Here is a 20775-nt window from a genome sequence, read left to right as displayed (position 1 = left end):
GGGCAAGTCGGATCGCGATGCATTTCAAGGCAGCAGAATGGTCGAACCCGTGGTGCGCCGCGCCGCCAGTTCGATCTGTGCCTTCGCCGCGTCCGCCAGTGGATAACGCTGGCCGATCTCGATCTTCAGCTTGCCGCTGGCGATCATGCCGAACAGATCGTCGGCCATGGCCTGCAGGTTCTCGGCGTTGTTGGCGTAGGTGCCCAGGGTCGGACGGGTGACATACAGCGAGCCCTTGGCCGCCAGGATGCCCAGGTTGACCCCCTCCACCGCGCCCGAGGCGTTGCCGAAGCTGACCATCAGACCCCGTGGCTGCAGGCAGTCCAGCGAGGTCAGCCAGGTGTCCTTGCCCACGCCGTCGTAGACCACCGGGCATTTCTTGCCGTCGGTCAGCTCCAGCACGCGCTTGGCCACGTCTTCATGGCTGTAGTCGATGGTTTCCCAGGCGCCGAGGGATTTTGCCAGCGCGGCTTTTTCCGGCGAGCTGACAGTACCGATCAGCTTCACCCCCAGGGCCTTGGCCCACTGGCAGGCGAGCAGCCCGACACCGCCGGCGGCCGCGTGGAACAGCACGGTTTCACCGCCCTTGAGCTCGTAGGTCTGGCGCAGCAGGTACTGCACGGTCAGGCCCTTGAGCATCACCCCGGCCGCCTGTTCGAAGTCGATGCTGTCCGGCAGGTGCACCAGATTGTCCGCGGGCAGCACATGCAGCTCGCTGTAGGCGCCCAGCGGGCCGCTGCCATAGGCCACGCGATCGCCGACCTTGAAGCGGGTCACGGCGCTGCCCACCGCCTCGACCACCCCGGCCCCTTCGGCACCCAGGCCCGATGGCAAGGCCGGTGGCGCGTAGAGACCGCTGCGGTAGTAGGTGTCGATGAAGTTCAGGCCGATGGCCTTGTTGCTCACGCGGACCTGTTGCGGGCCCGGTTCTGCGGGTTGGTAATCCACATACTCGAGTACTTCCGGGCCGCCATGGGCCCGGAACTGGATACGTTTGGCCATCTGCACTCTCTCCTCGGTCGTGTCGCGAAAGTGCCTTATCGGACTCCTATGCTTGACCGCCGTCAACTGCGACCGGCCCCCACGCAGTGTTATGCTACGCGCCCATTTGCGCAGGCCCTCTGCTGTATCCCTGGCGCCGCGTAGCTTTGCCCGATTCAAGGTGATGCCATGACTACCCGCACCGAGGCCGTAAAAGCCTACCTGCTCGACCTGCAAGACCGCATTTGCGCTGCCCTGGAAGCCGAAGACGGCGGTACGCGCTTCGTCGAAGACGCCTGGACCCGACCGGCCGGCGGTGGGGGGCGCACCCGGGTGATTGCCGACGGTAAGGTGATCGAGAAAGGCGGCGTCAACTTTTCCCACGTGTTCGGCAGCGGCTTGCCGCCGTCCGCCAGCGCCCACCGGCCCGAACTGGCCGGCCGTGGCTTCGAGGCGCTGGGCGTGTCGCTGGTGATCCACCCGCACAACCCCCATGTGCCGACTTCCCACGCCAACGTAAGGTTCTTCATCGCTGAAAAAGCAGGCGAAGAGCCGGTCTGGTGGTTCGGCGGCGGTTTCGACCTGACCCCCTACTACGCCAACGAGGAAGACTGCGTGCACTGGCACCGCGTCGCCGAAAAGGCCTGCGCGTCCTTTGGCCCGGACGTCTACCCGCGCTACAAGGCCTGGTGCGACAGCTACTTCCACATCAAGCATCGCAATGAACCACGCGGCATCGGCGGCCTGTTCTTCGACGACCTCAACGAGTGGGACTTCGACACCAGCTTCGCCTTCATGCGCGCCATCGGCGACGCCTACCTCGAGGCCTACCTGCCGATCGTCCAGCGCCGCAAGGCCCTGGGCTATACCGAGAAGCAGCGCGAGTTCCAGGAGTACCGTCGCGGCCGCTATGTCGAGTTCAACCTGGTCTACGACCGCGGCACCCTGTTCGGCCTGCAATCGGGCGGGCGTACCGAGTCGATCCTCATGTCCCTGCCGCCGCAGGTGCGCTGGGGCTACGACTGGAAAGCCGAGCCGGGCAGCGAAGAAGCGCGCCTGACCGAATATTTCCTGCAGGACCGCGACTGGCTGGCGGGCTCTGCGTAAAGCGTTGCAGCCGGCTGGCCGGCGCTGGACGATAATGCGATTGAACAGAACAGCGCAGCGTCCCTGTCGCCAGCAAGCTGGTTCCTTACAGGGATGTGCATGAGGGTTTTATTGGATGGATCAGTACGTCGTTTTTGGTAACCCGATCGGCCACAGCAAGTCGCCGCTGATTCATCGGCTGTTCGCCGAGCAGACGGCGCAGCGGCTGGTCTACACCACTCTGCTGGCGCCCCTCGACGATTTCGCCGGCTGTGCCCGCGGGTTCTTCGTGGACGGACGTGGCGCCAACGTCACGGTGCCGTTCAAGGAAGACGCCTACCGCCTAGCCGACAGCCTGACCGCCCGCGCCCAGCGCGCCGGTGCGGTGAACACCTTGAGCAAACTCGCCGATGGCAGCCTGTTGGGCGACAACACCGACGGCGCCGGCCTGGTGCGCGACCTGACGGTCAACGCCGGCTTCAGCCTCAAGGGCAAGCGCATTCTGCTGCTGGGGGCCGGTGGCGCGGTGCGTGGCGCGCTGGAGCCGCTGCTGGCGGAGCAGCCGGCGTCGGTGATCATCGCCAACCGCACGGTGGAAAAGGCCGAGCTGCTGGCCGAGCTGTTCAGCGACCTGGGGCCGGTGTCGGCCAGCGGTTTCGACTGGTTGCGCGAGCCGGTGGACCTGATCATCAACGCCACCTCGGCCAGCCTTACCGGCGACGTGCCGCCGATCGCCGCCAGCCTGATCGAGCCGGGCAAGACGGTGTGCTATGACATGATGTATGGCAAGGAGCCGACCGCCTTCTGTCGCTGGGCCAGCCAATACGGCGCGGCGATTTCCATGGATGGCCTGGGCATGCTCGCCGAACAGGCGGCGGAAGCCTTCTTCCTGTGGCGCGGCGTGCGTCCGGACACCGCGCCGGTGCTGGCGGAGCTGCGGCGCCAGCTGGGGCTCTGACCCCGCGCCCCTCTTTCTATTGTAGGAGCGAGCTTGCTCGCGATAGCCGCGAAGCGGCGGTGCGACAGCCACGCCGTATTATCGTCGACGTTCATCGCGAGCAAGCTCGCTCCTACATAGCCGGGTTCAATCCTCAAACCGGATCGGGCATCTCTCCGCGCCTTCGAGCTTTCTCAACTCTTCGATCACCGAGGCCCGCGCGCGGCGCAGGGTCAGGCTGCGGTTCTGCCGCAGCAGGCGGCGGGCTTCCTGGTGCAGCATGGCCACCCCGGAATAGTCGATGAAGTTGATCTGCCGGGCGTCGATCACCAGGCGCGGCGCATGGCAGCGCTGCATGCGCACTTGCAGGTAATGGCTGGCGCCGAAAAAGATCGAGCCGCCGACCCGCAGGATGTCCTCGTCGCCTTCGCGCCCATGCTGCACGCGCGGTTGCGAGGTGCGCTTGAGGTAGAAGAACAGCGATGCCAGGACCCCGGCATAGATCGCCGTCTGCAATTCCAGGAGCAAGGTGGCGACACAGGTCAGGCTCATCACCGCGAACTCGGCGCGGCTGACCCGGAACAGCGCGCGAATGCCGCGATGGTCCACCAATCCCCAGCAGATCAGCAGGATGCTCCCGGCCATGGCCGGGATCGGGATATGGGCGATCAGCGCCGCGCCGGCCACAGCGAACAAGGCCACCCACAGCGCCGAGAACACCCCCGCCAGCGGCGAACAGGCGCCGGCTTCGTAGCTCAGGCCGGAGCGGGTAAAGGAGCCGGACGACAGATAGCCGGAGAAGAATGCGCCAACGATATTCGACAGGCCCTGGGCGCGGACTTCCTGGTTGGCATCGAGCAACTGCTCGGAGCGCGCCGACAGCGAGCGGGCGATCGACAGGCTGGTCACCAGCCCCAGCATGCCCACCGCCACGGCGCTGGGCAGCAGGCGCAGGATCATGTCCAGGTCCAGCGGCAGCGGGCTGAACGGCGGCAGCCGCCCGGTAAAGGCGCTGACCAGCTTCACCTGGCCGAACAGCGCCGGCCACAGCCATACCACCAGAGCGCTGAGGATCAGGCTGATCAGCAGCGAGGGCCAGCGCGGCACCAGCAGTTTCAGGGCCAGGCCGACGATCAGCGTGCCCAGGCCGAGGATCAGCGAGGGGTTATCCACAGCATCGAGATGGGCGAACAGCGAGGTCAGGCTGTTCAGCGCGGTGGCTTCGCTCGGCAAGTCCAGGCCCAGCAGGTTGGGCAGTTGCCCCAGGGCGATCACCACCGCGGCGCCGAGGGTGAAGCCGAGCACCACCGAGTGGGACACGAAGTTCACCAGCGCGCCGAAGCGCAACAGCCCCAATAGCCACTGGAACACGCCAGCGAGCAAGGTCAGCAGCAGGATCAGGGTGATGTAGTCCTGGGATGCCGGCACCGCCAGGGGGCTGACGCTGGCGTAGAGGACGATGGAAATCGCCGCAGTCGGGCCACAGATCAGGTGCCAGGAAGAACCCCAGAGGCAGGCGATCAGCACCGGGACGACGGCGGCATACAGGCCGTATTCCGGCGGCAGGCCGGCGATCAGGGCATAGGCGATGGATTGCGGCAGGGCGAGGATGGCGCCGCTCAGGCCCACCAGCAGGTCGCGCCCGACGCTGGCGCGGGTCTGCCGGGGCAGCCAGCTCAGGAAGGGCAAGAGTGAATGGCGATTGGGCCAGGCCATGGGTCCTCGCGGGTGAAGGTGTTCAGGGGCGTCAGGGTAAAGCATTGCCGGAAGGCTTGCCCCATTCCGCCAGGGTTTCCTGTAGGAGCGAGGCTTGCCCGCGATGGGCTACGCAGTAGCCCCAAAACCTGCATGCAGGGTCCATCTGGAAGACCGTGTCGCCCGCATCGCGGGCAAGCCTCGCTCCTACGACGGGCGTTAGAGTTTGGCCTGCACCGCCGGCAGCGCATCCTTGCCGTCGAGGGTCTTCACCCCGTCCAGCCACTTGTCCAGCACCGCCGGGTTGGCCTTGATCCAGGCCTTGGCTGCGTCAAAGTTGCTGACCTTCTTGTTGGCCACCTCGGCCATGATGCTGTTCTCCATGTCCTGGGTGAAGCTCAGGTTGCTCAGCAGCTTGCCGACGTTCGGGCAGGCCTGTGCATAACCCTTGCGGGTCAGGGTGTAGACGCTGCCGGTGTCGCCGAAGTACTTCTCGCCACCCTTGAGGTAGCGCATTTTCAACTGCACATTCATTGGGTGCGGGGTCCAGCCGAGGAAGGTGACGAACTTCTGCCTTTTCACCGCCCGCGAGACTTCAGCGAGCATCGCCTGCTCGCTGGACTCGATCAGCTTCCACTGGCCGAGGTCGAAGTCGTTCTTCTTGATGATCTCCTGCAACGACAGGTTGGCCGGGGCCCCGGAGCCGATGCCGTAGAGCTTTTTGTCGACTTCTTTTGGGTGTAGCTCGGCGTATTTGTTCAGGTCGCTGAAGTCATGCACGCCGGCGTCCCAGACGTAATCCGGCACCGCCAGGGTGAACTCGGTGCCGTCCAGGTTCTTCGCCAGCTGGGTGACATCGCCATTGGCCACGAACTTGTCGTAGAAGCCCTGCTGCGCCGGCATCCAGTTGCCCAGGAACACATCCACCTGGCCGTCCTTGAGCCCGCCGAAGGTGATCGGCACCGCCAGGGTATCGACCTTGGCCTTGTAGCCCATGCCGTCCAGCAGGAAACCGGCGATGGCGTTGGTGGCGGCGATGTCGCTCCAGCCCGGGTCGGCCATCTTCACCGTCTCGCACCCCTGTTCGGCCCAGGCCAGGGCCGGGATCGAAGCACTGCCCAGCGCCAGAAGCGCAGCCGTCACTGCTGTGGATAACCTTTGCATGCTCTTCCCCTTACGTTATTGGTTTTGGCAGGGTTGTGGATAACGAGCCTTGCGCTCCAGATCGTCGAGGTCGATGTGGTTGCGCATGTATTGCGCACTGGCGTCGACCAGTGGCTGGTGGTCCCAGCTCTTCAGCTTGCCGAGGCTCAAGGCGCCTGCGACGAAGCGGCGGCGGCGCTGGCTGGCGAGTACCTGTTGGTGAATGGCCGGGATATCCCATTTGGCCCGCGCTTCGCGGAGAAAATCCTCGAATAGCGGGCGATATTGCGGCGATTGGCTGAGTTCTTTCTGTTCACGCGGGTCGTTGGCCACATCGAACAGCAGGCACGGGTCGTCTTCGCTGTAGATGAACTTGTAGCGGCCGCGACGAATCATCATCAGCGGGCCGATAGTGCCTTCGGCCATGTATTCGCCGAAGACTTCGTCATGCCCGCCCTGCCCTTGCAGGTGCGGCACCAGGGAGCGGCCATCCAGCGGCAGATCCGCTTGCAGTTGGCCACCGGCCAGTTCCACCAGGGTCGGCAGCAGGTCGGCGGTCGAGACCGCCTGGCCCACCCGGCCAGCGGCGAACTGCCCCGGCGCGCTGACCAGCAGCGGCACCCGCGCGGCCATTTCGAACCAGTGCATTTTGTACCAGAGGCCGCGCTCGCCGAGCATGTCGCCGTGGTCGCCGGAGAAAACGATGATGGTGTCGTCGATCAGCCCGGTTTCCTCCAGGGTTTCCAGGAGTTTGCCGACGTTGCTGTCGATATAGCTGCATGCGCCGAAATAGGCGCGACGCGCGTCGCGAATCTTATCCACAGGCAGCGGCTTGTCCCACAGGTCGTAGACCTTGAGCAGGCGCTGGGAATGCGGGTCAAGCGCGTCCTGGGACGGGGTCTGCGGCAGCGGAATATCCTCGTCGCGGTACAGGTCCCAGAAGGCCTTGGGAATGGTGTACGGGTCGTGCGGGTGGGTCATCGACACGGTCAGGCAGAACGGCTGGTCGCCGTCTTCGCGAACGTGATCGAACAGGTACTGGCGGGCCTTGAACACCACCTCTTCGTCGAAATCCAGCTGGTTGGTGCGCACGCATGGCCCGGCCTGCAGCACCGAGGACATATTGTGGTACCAGCTGGGGTGCACGTCCGGCTCATCCCAGTTCACCGCCCAGCCATAGTCGGCCGGGTAGATATCGCTGGTCAGGCGTTCTTCGTAACCGTGCAGCTGGTCCGGGCCGCAGAAATGCATCTTGCCTGACAGCGCGGTGCGGTAGCCCAGGCGGCGCAGGTAATGGGCGTAGGTCGGGACGTCGGCGGGGAAGTCGGCGGCGTTGTCATAGGCGCCGATCTTGCTCGGCAACTGGCCGCTGACCAGGGTGAAACGCGAGGGCGCGCACAGTGGGCTGTTGCAGTAGGCGGCGTCGAACACCACGCCTTGCGCGGCGAGACGGCTCAGGTGCGGCAGCTTGATGGGCGATGGACCGTAGAACGGCAACATTGGCGCGGCCATCTGATCGGCCATGATGAAAAGAATGTTCTTGCGCTTCATGTATTCGCGGCATTCCATAGTGGGCAGTTATGCGAAAGTGCTGCGATCGAGCATGTAACCCGCGGCTTTTGCGGTAAAGCCCATGTACGGCAATGACTAGGATAAGCACAGCTTATGTATGAAGCGCTTGGCGACCTGTCCCTGGATCTGTTCCGCGTATTCGAGGCGGCGGCGCGCCAGCGCAGCTTTACCGCCGCGGCGGTGGAACTGGGGACCACCCAACCGGCCATCAGCCAGCAGATCAAGCGGCTGGAAGAACAGCTCGGCACCCGGCTGTTCGACCGCATCTACCGTGGCATCGAACTGACCGAGGCCGGCAGCCAGTTGTTCGAACAGGTGCAGGCCGGCTTGCAGAGCATCGACAACGGCCTGAGCGCCATCACCGCCCAGCATCAGCATGAGGTGCTGCAGGTGGCCACCGACTTCGCCTTTGCCGCCTACTGGCTGATGCCGCGCCTGCACCGTTTCCACGCCGCCAATCCGCAGGTGGATGTGAGCCTGGTCACCAGCGAACGCAGCCACAACATGCTGCGCAGCGATATCGACGTGGCGGTGCTGTTTGGCGATGGCCGTTTCAAGCAGGGGGAAAGCCACTGGCTGTTCAATGAAGAGGTGTTTCCGGTGTGCAGCCCGCTGTTGCTCAAGGAGCGGCCGCTACCGCTGGGCGCCCATTCGCTGCTGGAGTTTCCGCTGCTGCACCTGAAGGGCGAAAACAGCAGCCACTGGTTCGACTGGAGCGGCGTGTTTCGTGAGTTAGGGATCGCCACCCCGCCAGCGCCGGGGCAGTTGCGTTTCGACAACTACACCCTGCTGATCCAGGCGGCGATCGGTGGCCAGGGCGTGGGCATTGGCTGGCGCCACCTTGTGGATAACTTGCTGGCGCAAGGTCTGTTGTGCCGGCCGATCAGCGAAACGCTGATTTCCCGCTACGGCTATTACGTGGTCCTGCCCCAGCGCAAACGCCGGGGGGCGCTGATCCAGCGGTTTTTCGACTGGCTGATGGCCGAGCAGGCCGACAGCGCGCAATCCCTGACCGGGCTGGGCCTGCCTTCGATTGCCATCTGAGGTTTGGGGTTGGCGCGCAAGCCATCGCGAGCAAGCTCGCTCCTACATGGGATCGCATAGCCTTCTGTAGGAGCGAGCTTGCTCGCGATAAGGATTCAACACACGAAGTTCACATGCTCGCCCACATGCAGGTTCAGCTGCTGTTCGTCGGCGATGCCGGCAGCTACCCGCGCCAGTCGCTGCACCGGCTCGACCCGCTCGGGTGCAAGGCTGTCGATGGGGTGGCTGAAGTGTTCCAGGGTCAGCCCGGGTACGCTTTGCGGCGCATTCACCAGGGTCCAGCGCAAGCTGCTGCCTTGCAGCGCGTCGAGGATGGTCTCGGCCGTCTGACGGTGTGGATAACCCTCCATCTCCGGCTGGTCCAGCACCTCGAAATTCCCCACCAGAAACAGGCGTCGGACGCCGGCAGCCTGCATGCCGGCGATCAGCGCTTCGACTGCCTGGACTTGTTCCCGGGGTTCGAGCAGCAGGTTTTCCTGTTGTTCGAGGCCCATGGGCAGCCCCGGGGCATTCAGCAGGCAGACCACCACGTCGCCTCCGGCCACGCTTTGCCTGACCCGCACGGCATCGAACAGGTCACCGCATTTGGTGCGCAAGCCGGGAAGGGGCTCGAGGGCCGTCAGGTCGTCGAGGATGGCGATGACTTCATGCTGGCGCCGCAGGAACTCCGCCATCAGCGCGCTGCCCAGGCTGCTCATGGCACCGTAGAGCACCAGTTTGACCACCGGGGTTTCGGCATTTTTCATGGCGCGGCTCGTTTCTTTACACTGGTAAGGTTATGACCTGTGGGCTGTCGCCAGGGTTCGACTTTGTCATGAGAGGTTCCATGCAACGCATCAAGGGCTATCACGCCCACGTCTATTTCGACGCCAGCACCATCGACCAGGCGCGGGCCTTGTGTGAGCAGGCGGCGCAATTGTTTCCATTGAAGATGGGCCGGGTGCATGAACGGCCGGTCGGCCCGCATCCGGACTGGAGCTGCCAGCTGGCGTTCGAACCGCAGTACCTGGGGGAGGTGCTGCCGTGGCTGGCGCTCAATCGCAACGGGCTGGTGGTGTTTCTGCACCCGGATACCGGGGACGACCTGAAGGATCACACTGAGCATGCGGTCTGGATGGGGGCGATCAGGCCGCTGGATCTGTCGATTTTTTGAGATTTTTCGCGAGCAAGCTCGCTCCTACAAGGTCAGGCGCTTTCTGTAGGAGCGAGCTTGCTCGCGATGACGTCCTCTCAAACGCTATCAATCCCCGATCAATACAGCACGCCGTCGAGAATCTCGTAGACGATCCCGCTGCCCACCGCGATCAGCACGATATCGGCGCCCATGCGCCGCCATTCATAACCCGGGTAGTACGGCAGGTGCGCCAGGGCACGGTTGTCCAGGCGTTCGCCGTAGTAGCCGCGGGGCAGCGGCTGGCCGCGTACCAGGTGGATGCCGTGGGGCGGTGGTGCGCCGCGTACGAAGTAGACGTGATTGTCGCGAATGGTTTCGCGCACCGGGCCGAAATCCCGGGGTGGGCCGCCACGCCGATCGGCCTGCGGGCCACGATACTCATCGCCCCGATTGTCCGCGCGATTGTCTCCTCGATTGTCGTAGCGACCCTGTTGCGGGCCTCCGCGATCGTGGTCGTCACGTGGGTCCGCGACCGCGTGCAACAGCGGGCTGGCGCTGAGCATCAGCACGCCGAGACCGGCAATCAGGCGTTTGGGCATTTTCATCGGGTCTTCCTCAGAGCACGAACAACAAAAAGGGGTTCAGAACCTGGTCCTGAACCCCTTGGTCTTGCCGGTTTAGTCTGTGGATCCCGAGGCTAATTCCTCTGTATCAGGAACTTTACCCTCAGCTGACACGGGCTTGACGCACCCCTTCGGCGAGGGAGGCGCACAGGCTCAGCACGCCGTCCACGGCCTGCTCGGAGCTGGCGGCATTGGCGATCTGGTCGATCAGCGCCGAACCCACCACCACACCGTCGGCCAGGCGGGCGATGGCCGCGGCCTGCTCCGGGGTGCGGATGCCGAAGCCGATGCTGATCGGCAGGTCGGTGTGGCGACGCAGGCGGGTCACCGCCTCTTCCACATGCTCCAGGGTGGCGGAACCGGCACCGGTCACACCGGCCACTGAGACGTAGTAGACGAAGCCCGAGCTGCCGTTCAGCACCTTCGGCAGGCGCACGTCGTCGGTGGTCGGCGTGGTCAGGCGGATGAAGTCGATACCGGCGGCCTGGGACGGGTCGCACAGCTCGGCGTTGTGCTCGGGCGGCATGTCGACCACGATCAGGCCGTCGACGCCGGCCTCCTTGGCTTCAGCGATAAAGCGCGGCACGCCGTAGTGGTGGATCGGGTTGAAGTACCCCATCAGCACCAGCGGTGTGTCGTTGTTGCCGGCGCGGAATTCGCGAACCATTTGCAGGGTTTTCGCCAGGTTCTGCTTGGCAGTCAGGGCGCGGATGTTGGCCAGCTGGATCGCCGGGCCGTCGGCCATCGGGTCGGTGAAGGGCATGCCCAGCTCGATCACGTCGGCGCCGGCTGCCGGCAAGCCTTTGAGGATCGCCAGGGAAGCGTCATAGCCCGGGTCGCCGGCGGTGACGAAGGTCACCAGGGCGGCGCGGTTCTGTTGCTTAAGCTCGGCAAAGCGCGTTTGCAGGCGGCTCATCAGTGTTTCTCCTGCTGGGAGTGCTCTTGTTGAGAGTGTTCCATGTGGTGCATCACGGTTTGCATGTCTTTGTCGCCGCGGCCCGAGAGGTTGACCACCATCAGGTGATCCTTGGGCAGGTTCGGCGCGCGCTTGAACACTTCGGCCAGGGCGTGGGCGCTTTCCAGGGCCGGGATGATGCCTTCCAGTCGGCAGCACTGGTGGAAGGCGGCCAGGGCTTCGTCGTCGGTCACCGAGGTGTATTCGACACGGCCGATATCGTGCAACCAGGCGTGTTCAGGGCCGATGCCCGGGTAGTCGAGGCCGGCGGAAATCGAGTGGGCATCGATGATCTGGCCATCCTCGTCCTGCAGCAGGAAGGTGCGGTTGCCGTGCAGCACGCCTGGCAGGCCGCCATTCAGGCTGGCCGCGTGCTTGCCGGTCTCGATGCCGTAGCCGGCGGCTTCGACGCCGATGATCTGCACGCTCTTGTCGTCGAGGAACGGGTGGAACAGGCCCATGGCGTTGGAACCGCCGCCGATGCACGCCACCAGGCTGTCCGGCAGGCGGCCTTCCTGGGCTTGCAGCTGTTCGCGGGTTTCCTTGCCGATCACCGCCTGGAAGTCGCGGACCATGGCGGGATAAGGGTGCGGACCGGCCACGGTGCCGATCAGGTAGAAGGTGCTGTCGACGTTGGTCACCCAGTCACGCAGGGCTTCGTTCATCGCGTCCTTCAGGGTGCCGGTGCCGGCGACCACCGGGATCACTTCGGCGCCCAGCAGCTTCATGCGGAACACGTTGGCCTGCTGGCGCTCGATGTCGGTGGTGCCCATGTAGATCACGCAGTCCAGGCCGAAACGCGCCGCCACGGTGGCAGTGGCCACGCCGTGCATGCCGGCGCCGGTCTCGGCGATGATGCGTTTCTTGCCCATGCGCCGCGCCAGGAGGATCTGGCCGATGCAGTTGTTGATCTTGTGCGCGCCGGTGTGGTTCAGCTCTTCGCGCTTGAGGTAGATCTTGGCGCCGCCGCAGTGCTCGGTCAGGCGTTCGGCGAAATACAGCGGGCTTGGACGGCCGACGTAGTCGCGCTGGAAATAGGCCAGTTCCTTGAGGAACTCCGGATCTTCCTTGGCCGCTTCGTATTCGCGGGCCAGGTCGAGGATCAGCGGCATCAGGGTTTCGGCGACGTAACGGCCGCCGAACGCGCCGAACAGGCCGTTGGCATCAGGGCCGTTGCGCAGGTTGGTCTGGGTCATTGGGGCGCTCCCGGTGATTCGTCAAAAGGGTGAATGCATGGACAGGCAATGGCGTTCACTCTACCCCTGACACCCCAGGCTGAAAACCGATAAGATCGCCACAACCTGTCAGGAAAACTCACATATCCCATGAGCCACGACCTGCCCCCGCTGAACGCCCTCCGGGCCTTCGAAGCCACCGCTCGCCTGAACAGCGTCAGTCAGGCGGCCGAACAGCTGCACGTCACCCATGGCGCGGTCAGCCGCCAGTTGAAGGTGCTTGAAGAGCATCTCGGGGTGAGCCTGTTCGTCAAGGAAGGGCGCGGCCTGAAACTCACAGATGCCGGGGTGCGCCTGCGCGATGCCAGCAGCGATGCCTTCGAGCGCCTGCGCACGGTCTGCGCCGAGCTGAGCCAGAGCACCGCCGATGCGCCCTTCGTGCTCGGTTGTTCCGGCAGCCTGCTGGCGCGCTGGTTCATTCCGCGCCTGGGGCGGCTGAATGCCGACCTGCCGGACCTGCGCCTGCACCTGTCGGCCGGCGAAGGCGATCTCGACCCGCGCCGGCCGGGGCTGGATGCCTTGCTGGTATTCGCCGAGCCGCCGTGGCCGGCGGACATGCAGGTCTTTGAACTGGCCAGCGAGCGCATCGGCCCGGTGCTCAGCCCGCGCTACAGCCGTTACGAGCAACTGCGCGAGGCGCCGGCCAGTGCGCTGCTCAACGAGACGTTGCTACAGACCAGCTCGCGCCCGCAGGCCTGGCCCAGCTGGGCACGGCAGAACGGCATCGACGCCGGGGCGCTGAAGTTCGGGCAAGGTTTCGAGCATTTGTATTATTTGCTGGAGGCCGCGGTGGCCGGGCTGGGCGTGGCGATCGCGCCGCAGCCGCTGGTGGCCGAGGACCTGCGTGCCGGGCGCCTGGTTGCCCCGTGGGGTTTCTGTGAAACCCCGGGGCAACTGGCGTTGTGGCTACCCAAGCGCGCCGCGGATGGGCGCGCCCGGCAGCTGGCGCAGTGGCTCAGTAATGAGCTGCGCCAGACTCCTTAATTGCCGCGTTTGCACAGCAGGTAAGCGGCCAGCAGGCCCAGCGCGCCCACGGCGACGCCGGCGGTGGTCCAGGGGTGTTGCTGGGCGTAGTCGCGGGTGGCGATCCCGGTTTCACGGGTTTTCACTTTGACTTCTTCATAGGCATCGCCGAGCAGGCTGCGCGAATGTCTCAGCGCGCTCTCGGCGTTGCTTTTCAGTGCCTTGAGGGTTTTGCGCGACTCGTCCGAAGCATCGTCCTTGAGGCTTTCCAGGGACTTGAGCAGACTTTCGATCTCGGCTTCCATGCTTTCCAATGAGGCTTTGCGTAGCGAAGTGTTGGCCATGGTGGCTCTCCTGCATTGTTGATTGAGGGGTCTGTAGGGTCCGACTGCGCGGCCTGGCGAAAGTGCATTAAATCTGCATGACGATGGGCCCGGGGCTTATTCCAGTGTTGCTGGTAATCGCTGCTAGGCTTTGATCTACCTCATAAGGAGAGAGCGCCATGTCTGATCATCACACCTACAAGAAAGTCGAACTGGTTGGTTCGTCCCCTAGCAGCATCGAAGACGCCATCAACAATGCGCTGGCCGAAGCCAGCAAAAGCATCAAGCACCTGGAGTGGTTCGAGGTCACGGAAACCCGCGGGCACATCCTTGATGGCAAGGCCGCGCATTTCCAGGTCACGCTCAAGGTCGGTTTCCGCATTGCCAACAGCTGAACCTGGACTAGGCTGTTGAACTTGGGCGCTGGCCGATTGCCATAGGGAATGGCAAAGCGCTATATCTGCCTCGATGCCGAGCAGGCCGGGGCTTGACGCTTATTTTTGATTCGACCAGGGAATGTGACCGATGAAAAAACTGGTAATGGCTTTAGCGTTGTTGAGTGTCGCGGGAACAGCCCTTGCTGCCGGCAAATCATGCGAAGAGCTGAAAAGCGAAATCGCCGCGAAGATCGATGCCAAAGGCGTGTCGGGTTATTCGCTGGAAATTGTCGACAAAGGCAGCGCGACTGACGGCAAAGTGGTCGGTACCTGCGAAGGCGGTACCAAGGAAATCGTCTACAAGCGCGGCTGAGCCCTCGTAGAAATGAACAAAGCCGACGCAATGCGTCGGCTTTTTTGTGCCCGGTTATTACTCAGGCCAGACGCCCCTGTGGCCGCTGCCGCAGGCTGCGATCGCGACCGAAGGGCGCGCAAGGCCTCAGGATCACAGAATCCTTTGGCCCGATTGCACTCAACCTTTCATGACCTGCGCCAGCAATTCGTAGGAATGCAGGCGGTCGGCGTGTTCGTACAGGTCGCAGGTGAAGATCAGCTCATCGGCGCCGGTCTGTTCGATCAGCACTTCGAGCTTGGCGCGGATCTTCGCCGGGCTGCCGATCATGGCCAGGCCGAGGAAGCTGCCCACGGCTTCTTTTTCATGGGGCAGCCACAGGCCGTCCATGCTCTTCACCGGTTTGCGCTGCACCAGGCTCTGGCCGCGCATCAGCGCGAGGATCCGCTGGTACACCGAGGTCGCCAGATAGTCGGCCTGTTCGTCGGTATCGGCCGCCACCAGCGGCACGCCGAGCATCACATAAGGCTTGTCGAGCACCGCCGAGGGCTTGAAGTGATTGCGGTACACGCGAATCGCCTCGTGCATGTAGCGCGGCGCGAAATGCGAGGCGAAGGCGTAAGGCAAGCCGCGCTCACCGGCCAGTTGCGCACTGAACAGGCTGGAACCCAGCAGCCACACCGGCACCTGGGTACCGGTCCCTGGTACCGCGATCACCCGCTGTTCCGGGGTGCGTGGACCGAGGTAGGCCATCAGCTCGGCCACGTCTTCAGGGAAATCGTCGGCGCTGCCGGAACGTTCGCGGCGCAGGGCGCGGGCGGTCATCTGGTCCGACCCCGGCGCGCGTCCCAGGCCCAGGTCGATGCGCCCCGGGTACAGGCTTTCCAGGGTGCCGAACTGCTCGGCGATTACCAGCGGCGCATGGTTGGGCAGCATCACGCCACCGGAACCGACGCGAATGCTCGAGGTGCCGCCGGCCAGATAACCCAGCAGCACCGAGGTCGCGGAGCTGGCGATACCGTCCATGTTGTGGTGCTCGGCGACCCAGAAGCGGGTGTAGCCGAACTTCTCTACATGGCGGGCCAGGTCCAGGGAATTACGCAGCGATTGCGCCGGGCTGCCGTCCTCGCGCACGGGGACCAGGTCGAGGGTGGAAAACTTAACGTCGGACAGTGGTTTCATAAGCCTGCTTCTCCAATGGTGTGCAGGCCTTTGTCATGAGCCAAAACCTGCCGAATGCTGAAAGCCTGTTTCATGCAATGTGGGCATATACCCGAGTTTCAATAGCCAAGCTGAATTTGCTGTCCGGATAAACGGCGGATTCAGACAGGATGAACTTCGCCAGGCCTTCTATCCTCTAGAACCCTGAGTAGCAGAAAACCACAAGGGCGCGGTCTTTCGCGCCCGTTCTCGAGGAGACAGACATGAGCATCACCAAGAAAGCATCGGCTCACTGGGAAGGCGACCTGAAAACCGGCATTGGCTCGATTTCCACTGAAACCGGGGTACTGCGCGATGCACCTTACGGCTTCAAGGCGCGTTTCGAAGGCGGCAAGGGCACCAACCCGGAAGAACTGATCGGCGCCGCGCACGCGGGGTGTTTTTCCATGGCCTTCTCGATGATTCTCGGCGAGGCCGGGCTCAAGGCCGACAGTATCGACACCAACGCCGAAGTGACCCTGGACCAGGTCGATGGCGGTTTTGCGATCACCGCGGTGCACCTGATCCTCAAGGCGAAGATTCCCGGCGCCAGCCAGCAGCAGTTCGATGAACTGAGCAAGAAGGCCAAGGAAGGTTGCCCGGTGTCCAAGGTGCTGAACGCCAAGATCAGCCTGGATGCGACGCTGGTCAGCTGAGCCACGGTCCAACCGTTACAACCGTTACAACCGTTACAACCGTTACAACCGTTACAACCGTTACAACCGTTACATCGCATCGCGAGCCAGCGAACGAGGCCTTTTGCAGGAGCAACCGGCCGCCGTTCGCTGGCTCGCGATTGCGTTTTCTTCGCAACACTCCCGCGCCAGATATGCGCGGCGTCAGAACTCGCTTCATGAAAATGTGGTCGAATGCACGACTGCAGGCTCAGCCCATGACCGTGGGCGCTGCATCAAGGGGAGCTCCACTCATGAAACGTTTTGTCCTGGCAGTTGTTTGTAGCGCGCTGGCCACCTCGGCCCTGGCGGCTCCGAAGGATTGCGAAGAACTCAAGAAAGAGATTGAAATCAAGATCCAGGCTAACGCCGTGCCCTCCTACACCCTGGAGATTGTCAGCAAGGAGGAAGCCGAAAAGCATGACGTGGCCATGGTGGTCGGTACCTGCGAAAACGGCACCAAGGCGATCATCTATCAGCGAAACGACAGCTGATCGTTCAGATCACGCAGTTGACCATGTGGTCTTCGGCCAGCAGCTCACGCTTGGCGTTGTACAGCCGGGCACTGGGAGAGAAACCCAGCGAGCGGGCTTCCAGCAGGTAACGCTGGCCGGCTTCGAAATGGTCGTAGCGCACGCTCAGGTAGCACAGGCGCTCGGCCGGATCGTTCATCATGCCGAAGCGCCCGCTGAACACCTCGAAATCGAAACGCACCATCAACTCGTGACTGCCCGGGGTGACCTGGAAGTAGCGGCCGTCGGTCAGGCGCTGGTTGTCCAGGCGCTCGGCCATCAGCAGCTTGCCGCCCGGCGTCGGGGTGGCGAAATCGACCCAGGCCTGTTGCGGGTCCACCGCCGGCAGGGGGCTGGAGCAGGCAACGAGGCCGGTCAGGGCAAGCAGCAGCAAGGGTTGGCGCATGAGGTCGGGCCGTCCGGGGAAAGGCCTCAAGCATAGCGCCGATCAGGTGCGTTGGCAGCCCGCCGGTTGGCCGGTACCCACCAGATTACGCTGCTGGTCATAGAGCTTGGCCCAGGGCCGGAAGCCGATATTGCCGGTCTGCAACTGGTAGCGCTGGCCGGCGTTGAAGTCCTTGTACTTCACGTTCAGCTGGCAATCGCGCCACAGCGGTTCGCTGTCCGGGCCGATATTGGTGGGCTCCACGGCGAACTGGTAGCGCACCTTCAGCTCATGGTTGCCGGGCTGGACCTCGAAATATCGACGGTCCACCCAAGCCTTTTCGTCGACCTCCAGCGCCTGCAGCGCGCTGTCCTGGTGGGTGTCGAGGTCGATCCAGGCTTGCGTCGGATCGGGGGCGGGCAATCCGGTACAGCCGCTCAGGGTCAACAGTCCGGTGGTCAGCAGCAACACGCGCATAGCGAAACTCCAGGCAGGCGAGATAGTCTTGGGGGCAGACTCTCGAAGGATGATTCGATTTGATTAGGCCGCGTTCAAGCCATGGGTTACTTGATCATCTTTTGCGCTTTTTGTTTCCGGGCTTGCTGCTTTTGTTGCTCAACGGTTGTTCCAGCGTGGGTTACTACGGCCAGCTGGCCAGTGGCCAATGGCGTCTGCTGCAGGCCCGCACGCCGGTCGAGCAGGTCATCGCCGACCCGGCTCGCGACCCGTTGTTGCGCGCCCATCTGGCCCAGTCGCAGAAGGCCCGGCGCTTCGCCAGCCAGCACCTGCACCTGCCGGACAACCAGAGCTACCGCCTCTACGCCGACATCGGCCGGCCTTACGTGGTGTGGAATGTATTCAGCACCCCCGAGTTTTCCCTGAGCCCCAAGACCCACTGTTTCCCGATTGCCGGCTGCGTGGCCTATCGCGGCTACTACAGCCAGGGCGCGGCCCGGGGCGAGGCGGCCTTGCAGAAACAGCAGGGCATGGATGTGGCCATCGGCGGGGTGGAGGCCTACTCGACCCTGGGCTGGTTCAACGACCCGATCCTCAGTTCGATGCTGCATTGGGGCGACGAGCGCCTGGCGACCCTGATCTTCCACGAGCTGGCCCATCAGCGCTTCTATGTGAAGGACGACACCGAGTTCAACGAGTCCTTCGCCACCTTCGTCGAGCAGGAAGGCACCCGGCAATGGCGCGCGGCCCGGGGCCTGGCGCCGGCCAGCGATGCCCTGGTCAAGCAGAAGGACCAGTTCATCCAGCTGATCCTCGATACCCGCCAGCGCCTGGAACGCCTGTATGCCCTGCCGCTGCCAGCCGAGCAGATGCGCCAGCGCAAGGCCGCCGAATTCGAACGGCTGCGCCGGGATTACCGCCAGCTGAAGGACAGCCAATGGCAGGGCGACTCGCGCTACGACTTCTGGATCAACACCCCGCTGAACAATGCCAGGCTGTTGCCTTTTGGCCTGTACGACCAGTGGGTGCCGGCGTTTGCCGCCTTGTTCAAGCAGGTGAATGGCGATTGGCCGGCGTTTTACCAGGCCGTGGAGAAGCTCGGCGCGCTGCCGGCTGAAAAGCGCAAGGCGGCGCTGCAAACATTGATGGATGGTGCCTGAAAGGACGCTATCGCGGGCAAGCCTCGCTCCTACAAAGGGCGTACGTGCTTCTGTAGGAGCGAGGCTTGCCCGCGATGAGGCCGGATCGTCAAACCCATATCGCATCCCAAAGCGAATAATCCCCCACCCGCTTCACCAACCCCGCGCGTAACGGGTTGGCCACGATATACCGTGCGACAGCCTGTAAATCCTCTTCCTTGCGAATGCCTCGATCATGGTACCCACGTTGCCAGACCGCCCCTTTGCGCCGCCGCTGGCGATTCAACGATACGCAAATGCGCGAGCGAGTCCTGCCCATCAACACTGGCAACGTGGAGCCATGCAGTTCGACCAACCAGTGAAAATGATCGGGCATGACGACAAAGGCCAGCGAGTGGGCGAGTTGCTCCTGCTCGGCCTGTTTGAACGCAGCCACTGCCAAGCGGCCCGAGTGGAAATCACTGAATAGCGGTTCCCGGTTTTGGGTGACGGAGGTGAGAACGTAGATTTGACCGGGCTGCGAGTAACGCCCAGTACGCAGGCGATGGGCGTGGGGTTTGCTGGGCATGGGAGATCCTCCTTGATCGTGTTTTCCAGGCTAGATCGAAGAAGGGCGGGACGGTGTATGTCTGTTGTGCGGGATGTGTCTGGGGGGACGCTATCGCGGGCAATCGAGCGTCGACCGGCCTCTCCTACAGAAGCACGCAAGCCCTGCGATAGCGATCGGCTCAGCGTTGCAAGAACGCCTGATGCAGCTCATCCAGGGTCTGGAAGTGATAGGCCGGTGCCTCGGCGCTCAGTTCTTCGTGGCTGCCGAAGCCGTAACCCACCGCCGCCGCATCCAGTCCGTTGCGGCGGGCGCCGATCAGGTCGTGCTTGCGGTCGCCGATCATCAGGGTATCGCTCGGGTCCAGGCCTTCTTCGCTGATCAGGTGGCGAATCAGCTCGACCTTGTCGGTGCGGGTGCCGTCCAGTTCGCTGCCGTAGATCACCTTGAAGTGCCGGGCGAAATCGAAGTGCCGGGCGATTTCGCGGGCGAACACCCACGGCTTGGACGTCGCGATGTACAGCTGGCGGCCCTGCCCGCCGAGGGTTTCCAGCAGGGGCGTGACGCCGTCGAACACGCGGTTCTCATATAGGCCGGTGACCTTGAAACGCTCGCGGTAGAAATTCACCGCCTCCCAGGCCCTGGCTTCGTCGAAACCGTAGAACTGCATGAACGCCTGCAACAGCGGCGGGCCGATGAAGTGTTCCAGCTTGCTCAGGTCGGGCTCGTCGATGCCCAGCTTGCCGAGGGCGAACTGGATCGAGCGGGTAATGCCTTCGCGCGGGTCGGTCAGGGTGCCATCGAGGTCGAACAGAACGGTTTGGTAATGCATGGGGATTCCTGGGCAGTGGGTCGGGGGCTCAAGCCTGGTCGTAGCCTTCGGCCAGGTGCAGGTCCTTGAGCTTCACGTAGTTGGCGGCGCTATAGGTGAAGAACGCGCGCTCCTTGTCGGTCAGCGGGCGAACCTGTTTCACCGGGCTGCCGACATAGAGGAAGCCGCTTTCCAGGCGTTTGCCAGGCGGCACCAGGCTGCCGGCGCCGACGATCACGTCGTCGTCCACCACGGCGCCGTCCATGACGATGCTGCCCATGCCGATCAGCACCCGGCTGCCGACGCTGCAACCGTGCAGCATCACTTTGTGGGCGATGGTCACGTCGTCGCCGATCAGCAGCGGGAAACCATCCGGGTTGAAGGGGCCGGCGTGGGTGATGTGCAGCACGCTGCCGTCCTGCACGCTGGTGCGGGCGCCGATGCGGATGCGGTGCATGTCGCCGCGGATCACCGTGAGTGGCCAGACCGAGCTGTCGGCACCGATTTCGACGTCGCCGATCACCACCGCCGAGCTGTCGACGAAGGCCCGCGGGCCAAGGATGGGCGTGTGGTTCTGATAGCTGCGAATGGCCAAGTTGGATACCTGTTCTGACATTTATTAATGGGGGCGATAGCTGCGGTGTGCGTCGA

At 63.7% G+C, this 20775-nt stretch carries 25 protein-coding genes; 10 read left to right on the top strand and 15 right to left on the bottom strand.

What is annotated here, in order from left to right:
• Positions 1–24: 24 nt before the first annotated feature.
• Positions 25–1002: an NADPH:quinone reductase gene (locus tag PVZ80_RS04350; RefSeq protein WP_273863461.1), complete on the bottom strand. Its 978-nt coding sequence runs from the start codon at positions 1000–1002 to the stop codon at positions 25–27.
• Positions 1003–1170: 168 nt separating this feature from the next.
• Between PVZ80_RS04350 and hemF the strand changes: the two genes are divergently transcribed.
• Both hemF and aroE read left to right on the top strand, forming a co-directional pair.
• Positions 1171–2088 (top strand): oxygen-dependent coproporphyrinogen oxidase, encoded by a 918-nt coding sequence (gene hemF / locus PVZ80_RS04345; RefSeq protein WP_273863460.1) that lies wholly within the window; start codon positions 1171–1173, stop codon positions 2086–2088.
• Between the two features lie 115 nt (positions 2089–2203).
• Entirely contained in the window at positions 2204–3025 is an 822-nt protein-coding gene (gene aroE / locus PVZ80_RS04340; RefSeq protein WP_009046233.1) for a shikimate dehydrogenase, read from the top strand.
• A gap of 126 nt (positions 3026–3151) precedes the next feature.
• Here aroE and PVZ80_RS04335 read toward each other — a convergent pair whose 3' ends face one another.
• From PVZ80_RS04335 to betC, 3 genes are all read right to left on the bottom strand, one after another.
• On the bottom strand, positions 3152–4720 hold the full coding sequence (locus PVZ80_RS04335) for a SulP family inorganic anion transporter (RefSeq protein ID WP_110175227.1): 1569 nt from the start codon (positions 4718–4720) through the stop codon (positions 3152–3154).
• 198 nt (positions 4721–4918) lie between these two features.
• Positions 4919–5863, bottom strand: coding sequence for a choline ABC transporter substrate-binding protein (gene choX, locus PVZ80_RS04330; RefSeq protein ID WP_273863459.1), 945 nt, complete (start codon positions 5861–5863; stop codon positions 4919–4921).
• Positions 5864–5878: 15 nt separating this feature from the next.
• Positions 5879–7393 (bottom strand): choline-sulfatase, encoded by a 1515-nt coding sequence (betC, locus tag PVZ80_RS04325; protein WP_273863458.1) that lies wholly within the window; start codon positions 7391–7393, stop codon positions 5879–5881.
• A 114-nt stretch (positions 7394–7507) separates the two neighbouring features.
• Here betC and PVZ80_RS04320 point away from each other — a divergent pair, with 114 nt between their 5' ends.
• A complete protein-coding gene (locus tag PVZ80_RS04320; RefSeq protein WP_101281591.1) occupies positions 7508–8458 on the top strand; it encodes a choline sulfate utilization transcriptional regulator in 951 nt (316 codons plus the stop codon).
• A gap of 95 nt (positions 8459–8553) precedes the next feature.
• Here PVZ80_RS04320 and PVZ80_RS04315 read toward each other — a convergent pair whose 3' ends face one another.
• Positions 8554–9204, bottom strand: a complete 651-nt coding sequence (locus PVZ80_RS04315) for an NAD(P)-dependent oxidoreductase (RefSeq protein WP_257371667.1) — start codon at positions 9202–9204, stop codon at positions 8554–8556.
• An 80-nt stretch (positions 9205–9284) separates the two neighbouring features.
• Between PVZ80_RS04315 and PVZ80_RS04310 the strand changes: the two genes are divergently transcribed.
• Positions 9285–9611: a DOPA 4,5-dioxygenase family protein gene (locus PVZ80_RS04310; protein ID WP_009046239.1), complete on the top strand. Its 327-nt coding sequence runs from the start codon at positions 9285–9287 to the stop codon at positions 9609–9611.
• Between the two features lie 98 nt (positions 9612–9709).
• Here PVZ80_RS04310 and PVZ80_RS04305 read toward each other — a convergent pair whose 3' ends face one another.
• From PVZ80_RS04305 to trpB, 3 genes are all read right to left on the bottom strand, one after another.
• Complete coding sequence (locus PVZ80_RS04305) at positions 9710–10177, bottom strand: anti-virulence regulator CigR family protein (protein WP_028683580.1); 468 nt, start codon at positions 10175–10177, stop codon at positions 9710–9712.
• 121 nt (positions 10178–10298) lie between these two features.
• Complete coding sequence (gene trpA, locus PVZ80_RS04300) at positions 10299–11111, bottom strand: tryptophan synthase subunit alpha (RefSeq protein WP_028683579.1); 813 nt, start codon at positions 11109–11111, stop codon at positions 10299–10301.
• Positions 11111–12346 (bottom strand): tryptophan synthase subunit beta, encoded by a 1236-nt coding sequence (trpB, locus tag PVZ80_RS04295; RefSeq protein ID WP_009046242.1) that lies wholly within the window; start codon positions 12344–12346, stop codon positions 11111–11113. The genes trpA and trpB overlap by 1 nt, the downstream gene beginning before the upstream one ends.
• Positions 12347–12475: 129 nt before the next feature.
• On the opposite strand from trpB, the gene PVZ80_RS04290 reads away from it, so the two are divergent.
• On the top strand, positions 12476–13369 hold the full coding sequence (locus tag PVZ80_RS04290) for a LysR family transcriptional regulator (protein ID WP_038635658.1): 894 nt from the start codon (positions 12476–12478) through the stop codon (positions 13367–13369).
• On the opposite strand, the gene PVZ80_RS04285 is transcribed toward PVZ80_RS04290, so the two are convergent.
• A complete protein-coding gene (locus PVZ80_RS04285; protein WP_101281594.1) occupies positions 13366–13692 on the bottom strand; it encodes a DUF883 family protein in 327 nt (108 codons plus the stop codon). The genes PVZ80_RS04290 and PVZ80_RS04285 overlap by 4 nt on opposite strands.
• A 158-nt stretch (positions 13693–13850) precedes the next feature.
• Here PVZ80_RS04285 and PVZ80_RS04280 point away from each other — a divergent pair, with 158 nt between their 5' ends.
• Positions 13851–14066: a dodecin gene (locus PVZ80_RS04280; protein ID WP_009046244.1), complete on the top strand. Its 216-nt coding sequence runs from the start codon at positions 13851–13853 to the stop codon at positions 14064–14066.
• A 130-nt stretch (positions 14067–14196) separates the two neighbouring features.
• Complete coding sequence (locus tag PVZ80_RS04275) at positions 14197–14421, top strand: DUF1161 domain-containing protein (RefSeq protein ID WP_009046245.1); 225 nt, start codon at positions 14197–14199, stop codon at positions 14419–14421.
• Between the two features lie 159 nt (positions 14422–14580).
• Here PVZ80_RS04275 and PVZ80_RS04270 read toward each other — a convergent pair whose 3' ends face one another.
• Entirely contained in the window at positions 14581–15582 is a 1002-nt protein-coding gene (locus PVZ80_RS04270; protein WP_009041499.1) for an LLM class flavin-dependent oxidoreductase, read from the bottom strand.
• Between the two features lie 242 nt (positions 15583–15824).
• Between PVZ80_RS04270 and PVZ80_RS04265 the strand changes: the two genes are divergently transcribed.
• Positions 15825–16256, top strand: coding sequence for an OsmC family protein (locus tag PVZ80_RS04265; protein ID WP_009046246.1), 432 nt, complete (start codon positions 15825–15827; stop codon positions 16254–16256).
• Between the two features lie 272 nt (positions 16257–16528).
• The gene (locus PVZ80_RS04260) at positions 16529–16768 is read left to right on the top strand and encodes a DUF1161 domain-containing protein (protein ID WP_009046247.1); all 240 of its coding nucleotides are present in this window, start codon (positions 16529–16531) and stop codon (positions 16766–16768) included.
• Between the two features lie 4 nt (positions 16769–16772).
• Here PVZ80_RS04260 and PVZ80_RS04255 read toward each other — a convergent pair whose 3' ends face one another.
• Together PVZ80_RS04255 and PVZ80_RS04250 are read right to left on the bottom strand one after the other, a co-directional pair.
• Positions 16773–17192 carry a PA0061/PA0062 family lipoprotein gene (locus tag PVZ80_RS04255; RefSeq protein ID WP_009046248.1) on the bottom strand — a complete coding sequence of 140 codons (420 nt, stop codon included), beginning with the start codon at positions 17190–17192 and terminating at the stop codon, positions 16773–16775.
• A gap of 42 nt (positions 17193–17234) precedes the next feature.
• Complete coding sequence (locus PVZ80_RS04250; RefSeq protein ID WP_273863457.1) at positions 17235–17648, bottom strand: PA0061/PA0062 family lipoprotein; 414 nt, start codon at positions 17646–17648, stop codon at positions 17235–17237.
• A 59-nt stretch (positions 17649–17707) separates the two neighbouring features.
• Between PVZ80_RS04250 and PVZ80_RS04245 the strand changes: the two genes are divergently transcribed.
• Complete coding sequence (locus PVZ80_RS04245) at positions 17708–18787, top strand: aminopeptidase (protein WP_028683577.1); 1080 nt, start codon at positions 17708–17710, stop codon at positions 18785–18787.
• Between the two features lie 88 nt (positions 18788–18875).
• Here the strand turns inward: PVZ80_RS04245 and PVZ80_RS04240 are convergent, their stop codons facing one another.
• The 3 genes from PVZ80_RS04240 to PVZ80_RS04230 form a co-directional block, all read right to left on the bottom strand.
• Positions 18876–19334, bottom strand: coding sequence for an REP-associated tyrosine transposase (locus PVZ80_RS04240; protein ID WP_009046251.1), 459 nt, complete (start codon positions 19332–19334; stop codon positions 18876–18878).
• 160 nt (positions 19335–19494) lie between these two features.
• Complete coding sequence (locus tag PVZ80_RS04235; protein ID WP_041987875.1) at positions 19495–20145, bottom strand: HAD family hydrolase; 651 nt, start codon at positions 20143–20145, stop codon at positions 19495–19497.
• Between the two features lie 28 nt (positions 20146–20173).
• Entirely contained in the window at positions 20174–20719 is a 546-nt protein-coding gene (locus tag PVZ80_RS04230) for a gamma carbonic anhydrase family protein (RefSeq protein WP_009046252.1), read from the bottom strand.
• Between the last annotated feature and the right edge of the window lie 56 nt (positions 20720–20775).

This window comes from Pseudomonas sp. B3G-3 (assembly GCF_028640915.1).
Taxonomy (GTDB): Bacteria; Pseudomonadota; Gammaproteobacteria; order Pseudomonadales; family Pseudomonadaceae; genus Aquipseudomonas; species Aquipseudomonas chlororaphis_I.
Note: the sequence above shows the minus strand (reverse complement) of the source record. Positions and strands in the feature narration are given on the sequence as shown.

Bases quoted from the DNA above. Each gene is read 5' to 3' on its own strand.
- PVZ80_RS04250 (WP_273863457.1), bottom strand. From the start codon at position 17,648: ATGCGCGTGTTGCTGCTGACCACCGGACTGTTGACCCTGAGCGGCTGT.
- PVZ80_RS04310 (WP_009046239.1), top strand. From the start codon at position 9,285: ATGCAACGCATCAAGGGCTATCACGCCCACGTCTATTTCGACGCCAGC.
- choX (WP_273863459.1), bottom strand. From the start codon at position 5,863: ATGCAAAGGTTATCCACAGCAGTGACGGCTGCGCTTCTGGCGCTGGGC.
- PVZ80_RS04270 (WP_009041499.1), bottom strand. From the start codon at position 15,582: ATGAAACCACTGTCCGACGTTAAGTTTTCCACCCTCGACCTGGTCCCC.
- PVZ80_RS04280 (WP_009046244.1), top strand. From the start codon at position 13,851: ATGTCTGATCATCACACCTACAAGAAAGTCGAACTGGTTGGTTCGTCC.
- trpA (WP_028683579.1), bottom strand. From the start codon at position 11,111: ATGAGCCGCCTGCAAACGCGCTTTGCCGAGCTTAAGCAACAGAACCGC.
- PVZ80_RS04335 (WP_110175227.1), bottom strand. From the start codon at position 4,720: ATGGCCTGGCCCAATCGCCATTCACTCTTGCCCTTCCTGAGCTGGCTG.
- aroE (WP_009046233.1), top strand. From the start codon at position 2,204: ATGGATCAGTACGTCGTTTTTGGTAACCCGATCGGCCACAGCAAGTCG.
- hemF (WP_273863460.1), top strand. From the start codon at position 1,171: ATGACTACCCGCACCGAGGCCGTAAAAGCCTACCTGCTCGACCTGCAA.
- PVZ80_RS04235 (WP_041987875.1), bottom strand. From the start codon at position 20,145: ATGCATTACCAAACCGTTCTGTTCGACCTCGATGGCACCCTGACCGAC.
- PVZ80_RS04265 (WP_009046246.1), top strand. From the start codon at position 15,825: ATGAGCATCACCAAGAAAGCATCGGCTCACTGGGAAGGCGACCTGAAA.
- PVZ80_RS04290 (WP_038635658.1), top strand. From the start codon at position 12,476: ATGAGCCACGACCTGCCCCCGCTGAACGCCCTCCGGGCCTTCGAAGCC.
- PVZ80_RS04255 (WP_009046248.1), bottom strand. From the start codon at position 17,192: ATGCGCCAACCCTTGCTGCTGCTTGCCCTGACCGGCCTCGTTGCCTGC.
- PVZ80_RS04350 (WP_273863461.1), bottom strand. From the start codon at position 1,002: ATGGCCAAACGTATCCAGTTCCGGGCCCATGGCGGCCCGGAAGTACTC.
- PVZ80_RS04240 (WP_009046251.1), bottom strand. From the start codon at position 19,334: ATGCCCAGCAAACCCCACGCCCATCGCCTGCGTACTGGGCGTTACTCG.
- PVZ80_RS04260 (WP_009046247.1), top strand. From the start codon at position 16,529: ATGAAACGTTTTGTCCTGGCAGTTGTTTGTAGCGCGCTGGCCACCTCG.
- PVZ80_RS04315 (WP_257371667.1), bottom strand. From the start codon at position 9,204: ATGAAAAATGCCGAAACCCCGGTGGTCAAACTGGTGCTCTACGGTGCC.
- PVZ80_RS04320 (WP_101281591.1), top strand. From the start codon at position 7,508: ATGTATGAAGCGCTTGGCGACCTGTCCCTGGATCTGTTCCGCGTATTC.
- PVZ80_RS04305 (WP_028683580.1), bottom strand. From the start codon at position 10,177: ATGAAAATGCCCAAACGCCTGATTGCCGGTCTCGGCGTGCTGATGCTC.
- PVZ80_RS04275 (WP_009046245.1), top strand. From the start codon at position 14,197: ATGAAAAAACTGGTAATGGCTTTAGCGTTGTTGAGTGTCGCGGGAACA.
- PVZ80_RS04285 (WP_101281594.1), bottom strand. From the start codon at position 13,692: ATGGCCAACACTTCGCTACGCAAAGCCTCATTGGAAAGCATGGAAGCC.
- trpB (WP_009046242.1), bottom strand. From the start codon at position 12,346: ATGACCCAGACCAACCTGCGCAACGGCCCTGATGCCAACGGCCTGTTC.
- betC (WP_273863458.1), bottom strand. From the start codon at position 7,393: ATGAAGCGCAAGAACATTCTTTTCATCATGGCCGATCAGATGGCCGCG.